Raw genomic sequence first — 14,004 nt, forward strand, 5'->3', positions numbered from 1 at the left:
TCCGAAGATGATGAAAAAAACACTTTTATTGACTATTGGGCTTTTGACCATGTTTTGGCAGCTAGTCAATGGACAAGCGGATAAGCAAGTAGATCTATGTATTTATGGTGCCACCTCAGCCGGCGTAATAGCAGCATACACCGCTTCGCAGGCCGGAAAATCAGTTTTACTGATTGATCCTGGTACACGGGTAGGTGGGCTCAGCTCCGGTGGATTAGGGCAGACGGATATTGGAAACAAATATGTCGTCACAGGGCTCGCTCTTGATTTTTATCGCAAAATGGGCAAGCACTATGGCAGTTTTGAACAATGGATTTTTGAACCCAAGGTAGCCGAATCTATTTTTAAGGACTATTTGGCATATGCTAACACACCAATGTTAATGGGACATCGTTTGGTAGCCGTTAAGACTGACAATCGATCGATTAAAACCATTTCACTGCTTCCAAGTGAGCAGGGGGATGGAAAAAAAATAACTGTAGCAGCCAAAATATTTATGGACTGCAGCTACGAGGGTGACCTCATGGCCAAAGCTGGCGTATCCTACCACGTGGGGCGAGAGTCAAATAGTACCTATGGAGAGACAATTAATGGTGTGCAATTGCTTGATGGCCATCAGTTTCCCGATGGTGTAGATCCCTATAAGAAAAAAGGTGATCCTAAGAGCGGTATTTTATGGGGGATCAATACGGAGCCTTTAAAAGAAAATGGAACGGGTGATGCTAAGGTTCAAGCCTATAATTATCGGATCACATTGACCAATGTCCCTGAAAACAGAAACGCAATCACCAAACCCCAAAATTACGACGCAACCAAATATGAACTCTTAAAGAGGCAAAAGGAGATACAGCCTTGGAAGAGTATCCAGGACGTATTTATCTGGAGTCTGATGCCCAATGGAAAGACTGATATCAATAACAGGAATGGATTTTCAACAGATATGATTGGCATGAACTGGCGTTATCCCGAAGCCGATTATTTCGAACGCAAAGAGATTATCAAGGCCCATGAAGATTACACCAAAGGTTTATTATATTTTGTTGCCAACGATAGTTCGGTACCAGAGGCGATCCGAAGCGAATTCAAAAAATGGGGATACCCCAAAGACGAATATCTCGAAAATAGCCATTGGTCTCCACAATTATATATTCGCGAAGCCCGAAGGATGATTGCTGATGTCGTCATGACACAACACCACTGTCAGGGGCGTGCGCGAGTATCCGATGGCGTAGGCTATGCTGCATACACCATGGACTCGCACAATTGTGACCGTGTGATCGTCAATGGCATGGTCAAAAATGAAGGTAACGTTGAGGTTGGCGGATTTTCTCCCTTCCCGATTTCCTATAGGGCTATTGTGCCCAAAAAAGAGGAAATCGACAATCTTGTGGTTCCAGTATGCCTGTCGGCAAGTCACATCGCCTTTGGTTCCATCCGCATGGAGCCTGTATTTATGGTATTGGGTCAATCAGGTGCTGTGGCCGCTTGCCAAGCGATCGACAACAAAATAGCCGTTCAAGATGTTAATATTACGCGCGTGCAACAAATATTGCGTGACAACCCGAAGGCAGATGGCCGCAAGGCCGATTATATCATTCATGTCGAAAATGAAGATCAGGTCATGTTGAAAGGAACTTGGCGTAAATCCGCAAAAAAAGGTTATGGTATGAGTTATCAGGAAGCCGACAGCAGCCCCGGGACCGTGGCCCGTTTTACTCCCGGCAAAGATTTTGCTGGCGGAAAATATATGCTATACAGTTATTTTCCTAAAACCGCCGAAAGCACCCCGAGCGGGACATTCATTATCCATACAGGGAATACAAAGATTGAAAAAACAATAAATTTTAAGGAAGTCAATATTCTGGGACAGACCACAAGTACTTGGGTAGCGCTCGGCGAATATGCGTTTGAAAAGGGAGTCAGTACCCCTTATGTCGAGATTACGTCGGAGGCAAAAGGCATATTGGCAGCAAATGCCATCTTGTGGGTTCCCGTTTCAGATCAAAATTAAACGTATGAAAAAGATCAAAATTGGATTAAAATTAGTGCTTATCTTGGCTTTTCTACAGGCAGAAGCGCAGCATGTAACCAAAAAGGTAGATGTTTTGGTTTATGGAGGAACTCCTGCGGCGATTACTGCCGCATTGCAAGTGAAGAAGGCCGGTAAGTCTGTAATCATCTTATCGCCCGATCAGCATTTGGGAGGTCTGAGTTCGGGCGGACTTGGCTTTACCGATACCGGGAATAAAGCAGTTATTGGTGGCCTTGCCAAAAAATTCTATCAGGACGTATACGATCATTATTCGAAAGAATCGAGCTGGAACTGGCAGTCCCGTACGTCGTTTGGCAATCGGGGGCAGGGCACTGTGGCGATGGACCGCGAGCATGGGACAATGTGGATTTTTGAGCCTCATGTCGCTGAAGGTATTTTTGATGCCTGGGTGCGGGATCATCAGATTGATGTGATCCGTGGAGCATATTTAGATCGGCAGGAAAGTGCCATTCAAAAAGAATCCACAGCCATCAAATCGATTAAGACCTTAGATGGAACAGTCTACGAAGCAAAAATATTTATTGATGCCACTTATGAAGGCGATCTAATGGCGCTGGCCAAAGTAGGCTATACGATCGGGCGGGAGGCCAATAAGACTTATGGGGAGCAGTGGAACGGTGTACAGACCGGAGTCTTTCAGCACCGGCATCACTTTATTGCGCAAATTAGCCCCTATAAACGCGAGGGCGATCCTGGCAGTGGCCTGGTGTTCGGCGTTTCTGCAGAAGATCCCGGGGAATATGGCGCTGCAGATCAGAAGCTGCAGGCCTATTGCTTTCGGATGTGCCTGACCAATGATGCCCGAAATCGGAGGGCCTTCGCTAAGCCTGCTGGCTACGATCCACAGCACTATATTCTTCTGCAACGTCTATTCCGTGCCGGCTGGGACGAAGCCTTTCAAAAATTTGATCTGGTGCCCAATCATAAGACGGATGCCAACAACCATGGTCCGTTCAGCACCGATTTTATTGGGATGAACTATAGCTATCCTGAAGCGAGCTATGCGGAACGCAAATCCATTATCGATGCCCATCGCCGGTATCAACAGGGCCTGTATTATTTTATGGCCAATGATCCTTCGGTCCCAGCAGCAATCAGGACAAAGATGGCCGAATGGGGGCTGGCAAAAGATGAATTTAAGGATAACGATAACTGGCCTTTTCAGCTGTATATCCGCGAAGCAAGGCGGATGATAGGGCAATATGTGACGACCGAACATAATATTCTAGGGAAGAGCAGCGTAGAAAATCCGATCGGCATGGGCTCCTATACGTTGGATTCCCACAATGTACAACGCTATGTGACCAAGGAAGGATACGTTCAAAATGAAGGTGATATTGGCGTTAACGTACCCCAGCCTTATGCCATTTCCTATGGATCGATTATCCCAAAAAGCGATGAATGCACTAATTTGCTTGTCCCTGTCTGCGTATCGAGTTCACATATTGCCTTTGGTTCCATTCGTATGGAGCCCGTATTTATGGTGCTGGGGCAAAGTGCTGGAGCCGCAGCAGTATTGGCACTTGATCATGATCTTGTTGTGCAGCATGTCGACTACGGGCTATTAAAAAAGCAGCTGTTGAAGGCAGGACAAGTATTGGAACAAAAATAATATTGCGCTAGAATTAGACCTAGATATACGATGGATTTAGATCATATGAATGCCCTCACACTGGTTTTTGCGTCGATTTTGATATTTGCGCTCGCATACCGCTTTTACGGAATTTTTATGGCGCAGAAAGTGCTACGGCTCAATGATGCGGTAGCGACTCCAGCAGTCGAGTTTGCTGATGGGCATGATTACGTTAAGACGGATCGTAAGGTCTTGTTTGGGCATCATTTTGCTGCAATAGCAGCAGCGGGACCATTGGTAGGGCCGGTGCTGGCGGCACAGTTTGGTTATCTTCCAGGGGCACTCTGGATTTTGATCGGCTGTGTCTTGGGCGGTGGTGTTCATGATATGGTTGTCCTGTTTGCTTCCGTACGGCACAAAGGGCAAAGTCTCGCTACCATTGCGTCCAAGGAGATCGGCCGCGTTGTCGGTGGGATAGCCGGTATAGCCGTTCTGTTTATTCTAATCCTGACCTTGGCCGGACTGTCACTGGCCTGCATCAGCGCTATGCACGAGGCTCCATGGTCCCTGTTTACTATTATTCTGACCATGCCAATTGCGATATTTATGGGACTCTTGATGCGGTATAAAACAGGATCTGTAACGTTGGCAAGTGTATTGGGAGGCGTTTTATTGATCGTTGGCATCATAGCAGGGCATCGTTTGATGGAGATTCCGGGCGTACATAACCTGTTCGATTGGGATGTCAAGACCATTTCAATCGCGATTGCTGTTTACGGATTTTTAGCATCAGTCTTACCCATCTGGCTGCTTCTGGTGCCACGTGATTACCTTTCCACCTATCTCAAGATCGGTACGATCCTGATGCTGGCCATAGGCATTGTCTTTGTTCATCCGACCATACAGATGCCAGCGCTGACGGATTTTATCCATGGTGGTGGGCCTGTGATCGGCGGACCTGTGCTGCCATTTATTTTTATCGTGATTGCTTGCGGTGCAATTTCGGGTTTCCATGCGATTATTGCCACCGGAACTACGCCTAAGATGCTAGGAACCGAAAGGGAGATTCTTTTTGTAGGGTATGGTGCAATGCTGGTGGAGGGATTTGTTGCTTTAATGGCATTGATCGCTGCCTGTACCTTACTGCCGGGCGACTATTTTGCGATCAACACACCAGTCGGTGATTATGCAGGATTTTTGGCACGACATCTTGAATTAAAAGCGGTAGATCTGCAGCATTTTTCAGATCGGATAGGCGTAGACCTCCACGGCCGTACTGGGGGCGCCGTGTCTCTCGCTGTCGGGATGGCCCATATTTTTGATAAGGTTCCGTTTATGGACAATGTGATGGCTTATTGGTATAATTTTGCTATCATGTTTGAAGCCGTGTTTATTCTCACAGCTATCGATGCCGGTACGCGGGTCGGACGGTTCTTTTTGCAGGAAATGCTGGGAAATATCTTTCCTGCATTCAAAGATAAGGATTGGAAACCGGGTGTTTGGCTATGCAGCGCTATTTTTACTTTTTCATGGGGCTATCTTGTTTTTACGGGAAATGTAAGCAGTATCTGGCCCTTGTTTGGAATCAGTAACCAGCTGTTAGCTGCCTGTGGGCTTATTGTTTGTACGACGATGCTTATTCGGATGAATCGAGGGAAATATGCCTTAATTACGGCAATTCCGGGAGTATTTATGGCTGGAATTACCTTTTGGGCGGGCTATCTACAGGTCATGGATATTTATTTGCCCAAGGGACAGCTGCTATTGGCTTCATTGGCGATATTGGCTATGCTTTTGATGCTGCTTGTTTTTATAGGTACGTTCCGAAAGTGGTATCAGTTGTTTAAAATTGAGACCAAATTTATCGACCAAAATGGAGAATCTGTAAAGGAATTGGTTGATCGTTAAGCGGAAACTTCAAACCACACTCAACATCGTCATAAAGCTATTTTTATTTCTTGATATTTACTTTTAAAATCAAAAGTAAGTTTTAGAGGGTGTGAACATTTTTTTGTGGATTTTTATTACTCTTAAATTATATTGTGAGTTGCTTGATGGGAAATGTGTTCCTAATTAAGTGCTATGTTACGTACGAAAGTGGCTGTGGTTTTCGATAACGTTACCGCTACTTTATCCGGTAAAAGTGTTGGATTTTTAGGCTTTTAGGTCTTTCTTTGGGGTATAACGCAATTGAATAAACTAAAAATCTTAACCCTAAATGGATAAATTATGATAGTTCGTATCCACAGTAATCCAACATTTTCAGTAGGCACGATGCTGAGCTGTCTCTTCCTTTGGACAGGTCTCGCTACGGCACAGACTGCAACAGTACAGGGGCGTGTCACCAATGCGACCGATCATGCCGCATTGGAAGGTGTAACGATCACTAATCTGAGTATGCCTGTTGCAGCACGGACAGACAAAAAGGGGAATTTTAATATCGGAGCAAATGCAGGGGACAGGCTCAAAGTTTCGCTGCTTGGTTTTAAGACCATCGAAATTGCTGTACCCTCAACCGGTAATCTCCAGATTGCGCTTAACGAAGAAAGTCGACAGATTGATGAGGTAGTTGTTACTGCGTTGGGTATCAAACGTCAGACCAGGGGGCTGACCTATGCGACACAACAACTGGATGGAAGTGCAGTCAATGATGCCCGCGACAACAGTGGCAACGTACTGAGTAGTCTGACGGGTAAAGTTGCTGGTGCTGTGGTGACGACTGCAGCTACGGGGCCCGGTGCCTCTGCCAAAGTGGTGTTGCGGGGCAACAAATCCATCTCCGGTAATAACAACGCGCTAATTGTGGTAGATGGTGTACCTTATGATAATTCCAGTGCACAACAAGCTACCGGAACAACCTACAATTATGGGACGAGCGATGGCGCTGCGAATATCAATCCGGACGATATAGAATCCATCAATGTGCTCAAGGGTCCTTCGGCTGCTGCGCTATACGGTAGCAGGGCCGCAAATGGTGCCATATTGATTACAACTAAACAAGGTAAGGCTGGTCGGTATAATATTGATTACAATGGTAGTGCATCCTTAGATCAGGTCAACTTGCTCAGTAAATTCCAGAATACCTACGGGCGGGGAAATGGAGGTGTCAGTGGTACGAATGTCGGTGAGAGCTGGGGACCACAAGGGCAAACCTATAAAAATAATGTCCGCGATTTCTTTGAAAATGCGACCTCCTTCAACAATAGCATTAGCACCTATGGAGGGACGGAAAAAGTGCAGGGTTATGTTTCTTATACAAACAATAAAATCGGAGGCATCATTCCTGGCAACGACTTGAAACGTAATAACTTGAATCTTCGCGTAAATACGGAACTGATCCCAAAACTAAAAACAGATGTAAAACTCAATTACGTTAACCAGCAGATTGACAATCGTCCGCGTTTAGGCGATATGGGAATCCCCGTGGAAGTGTACGTGATGCCGCGGGATATGGATGAGGCTGAACTTAAAGACTTTGAGGATATTGATCCGGTTACCGGTGAGCCGCAGCGGAAGTACTGGTCCGGTTCTGCTGTATACGACAATCCGTATTGGAGTACCAACCGCACCTCGGTCAATGAAGTACGCGATCGCATTACAGCATTGGGTTCGGCAACCTATCAGTTGACGGATTGGCTAAATGTAATGGGAAGATTCAGTTATGATAAATACATTGATAAGACAACCGGATCATTCTACGCAGGTACTGTTTCTCTTGGCGATGTCCGTCCCGGAGGTAAATATTATGAAACACATGCGCGCTATCAGGAACGCAACTTTGATTTGTTGTTCAATGTAAATAATATACTTAACGAGGCGGTCAAAATGAGCTATAATGTTGGTGCAAGTTCCTTAAATCGGGAGTACAGTAGCTTTCAAAATATGGCCAATGGCCTGTCCGTACCGAATGAGTTTAGCCTAACCATGGCTACCACGCCAGAATTTCTACTGATCAACGGTTACCAACGACGTCTAAATTCGGTCTATGGAAGTGCACAGCTGGCCTTTTTTGATCATACCTTTCTCGATATGACGGCACGCAACGACTGGACCTCAACCTTAAAATCTCCACACAGTTATTTCTATCCGTCAATCGGCGTATCTACTATTTTCAATGAATGGCTCAGGTTGCCAACCTGGATCAGTTATGGTAAGCTAAGGGCTTCCTATACGCAGGTCGGTAACGATGCGAATCCCTATCTACTTCAACAGTTGTATTCTTTTGGGCTAGGTGCGGGAAAAGGATTTATCTCTCGTTCACCAATAAAGGCAATCCCTGAATTGAAACCCGAGCTGACCAAATCCTATGAAGCGGGACTGGATATGAAATTCTTTGCTAACAGATTGGGGTTCGACCTGACGATGTACAAAAGTAATACAGTTAATCAGCTTTTGTTTCTTGGATTGCCAATGGCAAGCGGTTTTAGCAGGCAATACATCAACGCGGGAAATATAGCAAATAAGGGAATTGAGGTCCAATTAACTGCGTCGCCAATAAAAAAAGAAAACCTAGAATGGCAGACCACTTTCAATTTTGCAGCCAATACCAATAAAGTGATTGAACTGCACGAGCGGACAAAACGAGCAACGATTACCGAAAATACCAAATATGCCTCAGTTGTCGTCAATGAAGGAGAGAAATACGGTGATCTTTATGGTTATAAATGGAAAACGGATGCGGCGACAGGGAAATATGTGGTTGACGACAGTGGGCTGCCAGTGGTAGAAGCGAATCAAAAATTGGGCAATTTTAACCCTAAGGCCTTATTGGGTTGGTCAAATTCGGTCCGCTTTAAGAATTTTACGGTTAATGCCTTGATTGATACACGCATTGGTGGTGAGATCGTATCGGGTACCTCAGCTTATCTAGCGGCTTTTGGAGTAGCGGATTATACCGCAGATTACCGGAAAGGGGGGCTTGTGCTGGATGCGGTGGACATGAGCGGCGCAGCTAATACCAAGGCTATCACATCTCAGCAGCTTTGGACCCGTGTATCGCAGAACGGACGCGATGCCTGGGGAGAATTCTTTACCTATGATATGACCAATGTCCGCCTGCGTGAACTATCTGTGAGTTATAAATTTAACTTAAAAAATACCGCTGCGATCAAAAGTGCACAGCTCATGCTGACAGGCCGTAACCTATTTTTCTTTTATCGTGGAAAATCCAAATTGGATATTCCGGGAATAGGCAAAACAGACAACCCCATAGATCCTGAGGCAGCATTGGGAGCAGGTAATTTTCAGGGAATTGAAGTGGGCTTGCCGCCTACTGTCCGCTCTTTTGGACTGAATGTTAAGTTAACTTTTTAAATCCTCGAACAATGAAAAAAAGCACCCTATTTACTTCGCTATTAGCACTAAGCTTGCTGTCCTGTACCAAGGACTTTCAGGATATCAATACCGATCCCAACAATATCACGGTGATCACACAGCGTGAATTGCCCTTTATGTTTGCCAAGGCACAGTCTTCGGCCGCAATGAATCGATCCTTTTATCAAACAGTGCAAAACCTGGGGCCGGATCTATATGCCCAATACTTTGCACTTACTACGAATTCCTTCAGTACGGACCGTTATCTGCTTACTCCAGATTGGCAGCGCCGGTTTTGGACAGTTATTTATGTTGATACCGCACCACAGCTCAAAAGCATACTCGAAAATACAGAATCCAAATCAGGTGAGGCCGCATTGGCCAATATCATGTGGGTATATGCCTTTCATCGGCTAACAGATCAATTTGGACCGATCCCTTATTTTGGTACTGCCGAGGCCAACGATGTTATTCCTTATGACTCCATGGATAAGATCTATGCAGATTTCTTTGAAAAATTGACTACAGCGGTGGCCAATCTGAAGGCCTTGCCAGCCGGAACGAAAATCTTTCAGGGATACGACCTGATCTTCGATGGAAACACCGAAAACTGGATCAGATTTGCTAATTCGCTCCGCTTGCGGTTGGCCTTGCGTATCGCTAAGGTAGATGCCAATCAAGCAAAAGTCGAAGCAGAAGCAGCTGTTGCTGCCGGTCTGATGTCTAGCAATACGCACAATGCCAGTATGCTCAAATCTCTTTCTGGAAATGATACCAATGGATTGGCGCAAGTTGCCGTATGGAACGAATTTTCAATGAGTTCCACGATTGCTTCATACCTAAAAGGTTATGCCGATCCACGTTTAGGCATTTATTTTCAACCCAGTTATATTGGAAAGGCATTCAATAGCGTGCGAAATGGTGCTACGGCCACGGATCTAGGGAACGTACGTAATCAGTCAGGCTCCAATTCCAATGTTGGCACCTATTGGGTACGTTACAATGGCGTGGCTATTGAAGGAAATTTTACCCAGAATTTCCATGTGATGTGTGCTGCAGAATCTTTTTTCTTACGAGCCGAAGGGGCGTTGAATGGTTGGAATATGGGCGGTGAGGCCAAGCAACTGTACGAGGAAGGCATCAAAACGAGTATGGAACAATGGGGCATTACAGATGCGACGCAAATCAGTAATTATATCGCTTCAAACCATGAGCCTGTCGCTCCCGGCGATTATCATAATTCGCCAGCTGTAGCCAGTATCCCCGTCAGATGGGCAACAACCGTGGTCGAACAGCGTGAACAGATCGGCGTACAGAAGTGGCTGGCGATCTATCCCAATGGTATGGAGGCTTGGGCAGAATATAGGCGTACAGGATTCCCAAAAATGTATGCATTGATCCAGTCTGACAACCCAGACCTGCCTATTGGGACATTTATTAGAAGATTGCCTTATCCACTGACCGAGGCGACAGACAATCTGGTTGAACTGAGCAAAGGACGTGCACTGCTTGGCGGTACAGACAATGCGGCAACCAAACTCTGGTGGGATGTGGACTAAATTGGGTAAATTACAATGATAGACTTCAAGATCTGTTTAGTTTCTTTCGGTATACTTATGGTATTAAATTCGAGCATTCAAGCACAACAACAACAAAAAGTGGCGTTGCCCAGCGTATTGGCCATACCTGCTGAGATAGACCTGATAAAGGTCATGATGGAAGATCAAGCGGAACAGCTTATCGGGGCTTTGGATTGCGAGAAAGCTGCAAATCCGCAAGATATTAACCAGTTGATCAGAAAAAACCTGAAACTGGACGGATATGCTATTCCGTCACTGGACATGCAGCTAATTTCGTCAATTGAGCAGGACAACTATACCGTCCACAGCCTGATCTTTCAGAGCTTGCCAGGGCTATATGTTCCTGCAAGTTTATATGTGCCAAAAGGCAACGGACCATTTCCGGCGATACTCAATAGCCACGGGCATTGGCCACCGGGGCGGCGAAGTGAAATTGTTCAGCGTACGGCCCATATGTTGGCATCCAACGGCTATGTATGTCTTTGTATTGATGCAATGGGGGCGGGCGAGCGCGGACGTGAGCATGAGCATGAATATCATGGAGCTAATCTTGGGTCGGCACTGCTTGATCTGGGAACACCTCTGATGGGTATACAGCTCCTTGAAAACAGTCGTGCCATTGACCTGCTCTGTAGTTTACCTGAGGTAGATCCCGAGAGGATTGGGGCTACCGGAGCCAGTGGTGGTGGCAATCAGACGATGTGGCTCGCGGCTATGGATCCGCGGATCAAAGCGGCCGTTCCTGTCGTCAGCGTCGGAACTTTCCGCGCGTATATCATGAACAGCAATTGTGTCTGCGAACTCCATCCCAATGGGCTCCTGCATTTTGAAGAAGGACAACTGTTACAGACAATGGCTCCTAAGGCTATTAAGATTATTTCGGCACTTAAAGATGGTAACGCTGCTTTCAACGCCCATCAGATGCTCAAGTCTTTTCGTATTGCCAAGGAAGCTTTTTCGCGGCAAGGGGTGCCAGAACGGATCGATTATGAGCTTTTTGATGAACCACATAGCTATACCACAGAAATGAATATAAGTATGATAAAATGGTTTGATGGGGCATTTGGCGTGACGCGCGAGAAAGGATTGCTGTTGGACAATGTGCTTCTATTGGATACGAATGAGCTTGCAGTACTGAAACATGGGGTTAAGCAGGAGCTGATCCTCAGTATACCGGATTTTATCAGCTGTGAATTTAGTCGGACTGAATCACGGATTGCGACATCCACACTGGATAAAGTCGACTATAAAAAACAGCTACGGGCATTACTTTATACAGGCGGTACCGATAGTTTGCTGCGTGTTCAGACGTTGGAGTCGCAGCAGGGCTGGCAACGGGTTATGTTGGAGACATCGAGGCGACAGCTGATTCCGTTATTGATCAGCCCGCCTCTTACCGACTCAAATACGCTGCACGTCTATTTCCCCTCGATGGGTAAACAGCAGGTCGCTATGCAGGAAATTGAGGCGCTTCGCAGCAAAGGTGAAGGAGTGGTGCTCATCGATCTCTTTGGGCTCGGAGAGCGCTCTTCAGCTACTGCTGATCAAATCGATGGAGCGTTACCGCGCTTTCATACACTTTCGCGCTCACTGCTCTGGATGGGTCGTAGCATGATGGGCATTTGGGCCTCTGAAATTGGGCTTATCAATGTTTATCTGCAGCAAGAATATAAGTCCAGCAAGCAGACCTTGGTTGCGGACCGGGAGACGGCAATAGCAGCATTGATCAGCAATGTGCTGCATCCCTCAGAACAGGAATTACTGCTACGCGAGCTCCCCATCAGTTATCTGCCGGGCGCAACGGGAGCGCTGGATAGGTACAATATGGCGATCCATATTCCCGGTATTCTCCATTGGGGCGATATTCCAATGCTGCTTGCGCTTAATGAGCAGCGAGTCATGATCGATGGACTCTACCACTTGGACGGTAAGCCTTGCGAAATAGCCAACAAAGAGCAATTAAAAAACAAAGTGCAGCACTATAAGAAGCAATTAAAGAACCAAGGAACACTCCTTATCAATTAAATAGTATGGGAACAAATCGAAGATCATTTTTAAAACTGTCCGGGCTAGCCGGAATTGGATTGATGGCTGGCCGTGGACAGGAAAATAAGGCTTCTGCAAAGACAAATCTGGATCATATCCGGCTGGAAGCAGCAAAGAAATATACAGCTACATTTAATATGTCGGGATACGCGGCCCCCAAGTTACCAACGGTAAGGGTCGGTTTTATCGGTGTGGGCAATAGGGGATCTGCTGCAGTAGAACGTATGAGCCAGATTGAAGGTGTTGCGATCAACGGAATCTGTGATGTACGGGCTGAAAAGGCGATTGAAGCAAAGGCAAGGATGAAATCAGCGGGTCACCGCGCGGAGCTATTTACCGAAAATGCCGAGCACTGGAAAAAGATGTGTGAACAGGAGGATTATGATCTGATCTATATTGCAACCCATTGGAAGTTGCATGCCGAGATGGCGATATATGCCATGGAACACGGGAAGCATGTCGCTTTGGAGATTCCTGCAGCGACAACGGTGGAAGACTGCTGGCGACTGGTACAAACCTCCGAGAAGACCAAAAGACATTGTGTCATGCTGGAAAATTGTTGCTACGATTACTTTGAACTGCTGACCTTAAACCTAGCTAGACAAGGTTTTTTTGGAGATATCGTCCACTGCGAAGGGGCTTATATCCACGACATTCTGGAGAGTTTTTTTGATGCCGAAAAACGTTTTGATTTTTGGCGCTTAAAGGAAAATGCGACACGCAACGGAAATCTATATCCCACTCACGGTCTGGGACCGATCTGCCAGATTCTGAAGGTCAACCGCGGTAATAAGATGGAGTATATGAGTTCGATGTCTTCAAAAGATTTTATGCTAGGGAAGAAAGCCAAAGAGATGGCTGCGACTGATAAGCAATTTGAGTCTTATATAGACAAACCCTTCCGGGGCAATATGAATATTTCCAATATCCTCACCAATAGCGGCAGTACGATAATGTTACAGCATGATGTGAGTTCGCCAAGGCCTTATTCACGCCTCCATCTGATTAGTGGTACCAAGGCCTTTGCGCAGAAATATCCTCTGCCCGGCAAGATCGCTATTGGCCATGCCGATTTCCTTTCTGCCGAAGAGATGACCAAACTGGAACAGCAATATACACCGGGTATTGTCAAAAAGATCGGAGAACTGGCTAAGCAGATCGGTGGCCATGGTGGTATGGATTTTATGATGGACTGGCGCCTGATCGATTGTCTTCGCAATGGTTTACCGATGGACATGGATGTCTATGATGCCGCCAGTTGGAGTGTCATTGGCCCTTTAAGTGAATGGTCGGTCGCCAATGGTTCCCAGCCAATCGAGGTGCCTGATTTTACTGCTGGTCATTGGAAAAATAATCAAGTACATGATATTGAGCTGGCAAGGGAAACGAGCATTGTATCATCATAAATAAAACACAACGAGAACATTAAATTAAATCAA

At 46.0% G+C, this 14,004-nt stretch carries 7 protein-coding genes; all 7 read left to right on the forward strand.

Annotation, left to right across the window (positions count from 1 at the left end; genetic code table 11):
• Positions 1-7 precede the first annotated feature (7 nt).
• The 7 genes from VXM68_RS14040 to VXM68_RS14070 all read left to right on the forward strand — a co-directional run bounded on the left by VXM68_RS14040 (position 8) and on the right by VXM68_RS14070 (position 13,971).
• On the forward strand, positions 8-2,011 hold the full coding sequence (locus tag VXM68_RS14040; RefSeq protein WP_367209062.1) for an FAD-dependent oxidoreductase: 2,004 nt from the start codon (positions 8-10) through the stop codon (positions 2,009-2,011).
• A 4-nt stretch (positions 2,012-2,015) separates the two neighbouring features.
• On the forward strand, positions 2,016-3,665 hold the full coding sequence (locus VXM68_RS14045) for an FAD-dependent oxidoreductase (protein ID WP_367209063.1): 1,650 nt from the start codon (positions 2,016-2,018) through the stop codon (positions 3,663-3,665).
• Positions 3,666-3,695: 30 nt separating this feature from the next.
• Positions 3,696-5,534: a carbon starvation protein A gene (locus VXM68_RS14050; protein ID WP_293957899.1), complete on the forward strand. Its 1,839-nt coding sequence runs from the start codon at positions 3,696-3,698 to the stop codon at positions 5,532-5,534.
• A 321-nt stretch (positions 5,535-5,855) separates the two neighbouring features.
• Positions 5,856-8,939 (forward strand): SusC/RagA family TonB-linked outer membrane protein, encoded by a 3,084-nt coding sequence (locus tag VXM68_RS14055; RefSeq protein WP_367209064.1) that lies wholly within the window; start codon positions 5,856-5,858, stop codon positions 8,937-8,939.
• Positions 8,940-8,950: 11 nt separating this feature from the next.
• Positions 8,951-10,498 carry a SusD/RagB family nutrient-binding outer membrane lipoprotein gene (locus tag VXM68_RS14060; protein WP_367209065.1) on the forward strand — a complete coding sequence of 516 codons (1,548 nt, stop codon included), beginning with the start codon at positions 8,951-8,953 and terminating at the stop codon, positions 10,496-10,498.
• Between the two features lie 15 nt (positions 10,499-10,513).
• Positions 10,514-12,544: an alpha/beta hydrolase family protein gene (locus tag VXM68_RS14065; RefSeq protein WP_367209066.1), complete on the forward strand. Its 2,031-nt coding sequence runs from the start codon at positions 10,514-10,516 to the stop codon at positions 12,542-12,544.
• 5 nt (positions 12,545-12,549) lie between these two features.
• Positions 12,550-13,971 (forward strand): Gfo/Idh/MocA family protein, encoded by a 1,422-nt coding sequence (locus VXM68_RS14070; protein ID WP_367209067.1) that lies wholly within the window; start codon positions 12,550-12,552, stop codon positions 13,969-13,971.
• Positions 13,972-14,004 lie beyond the last annotated feature (33 nt).

It is taken from the genome of Sphingobacterium sp. R2 (assembly GCF_040760075.1).
GTDB lineage: Bacteria > Bacteroidota > Bacteroidia > Sphingobacteriales > Sphingobacteriaceae > Sphingobacterium.